This is a genomic window from Bartonella sp. AA81SXKL (assembly GCF_042196945.1).
GTDB lineage: Bacteria > Pseudomonadota > Alphaproteobacteria > Rhizobiales > Rhizobiaceae > Bartonella.
In genome coordinates this window covers 1-564 of record NZ_JBHIRH010000398.1, presented here as the reverse complement: position 1 = coordinate 564, position 564 = coordinate 1, and the positions used below count along the sequence as shown (strand labels likewise).

Annotated in this window: 1 pseudogene; it reads right to left on the bottom strand. The window is 40.4% G+C overall.

Annotation, left to right across the window (positions count from 1 at the left end):
• Window positions 1-262: 262 nt before the first annotated feature.
• A pseudogene (locus ACFINZ_RS11920) lies at window positions 263-564 on the bottom strand (UDP-N-acetylglucosamine 1-carboxyvinyltransferase); the annotation flags it as partial.

Sequence of the window (564 nt, the reverse complement as noted above, 5' to 3'; positions counted from 1 at the left end):
TAGACGACCAAAACATTCTCTTACCAATAAAGTAATTTCATGAAATTAGCAATAAAATTTAAAAACAGTCTTTATTTTATGAGCTCCACCCCCGCCTCTCAAACTTTTATGCCCGCTCGTAAAAACTCCAAAACCATGAAATAAAACCCACGTTTATTGAGAGGACTAATAACCCTTTATTTTTGAGATCACACCTCCCAAAAGCACACCTAACAACATATCACCCCCTCCCAAAGCCATTTTTGAGAGACATCTTACAGATTTACACTGTGATGCGTTGGATTTTTGCACCACAACGAGCCAATTTTTCTTCTAATCTCTCAAATCCACGATCAAGATGATAAACACGATTGACGATTGTTTTCCCCTTTGCTGCCAATGTAACAAGAGTAAGAGGGCTGCAATCACAAGAGAAACAAGAAGCACGCAAATCCGTCGCCATGATGAGTCCCCCCTTGCAAATTCTCTGTTCCATGAGATAGTTGCCCTCTCGCCCATCAAGCTTTATTTGCGCCCTCAAGCGATTGAGTTCTTGAACATGCATAAAACGATTTTCGAAAACCG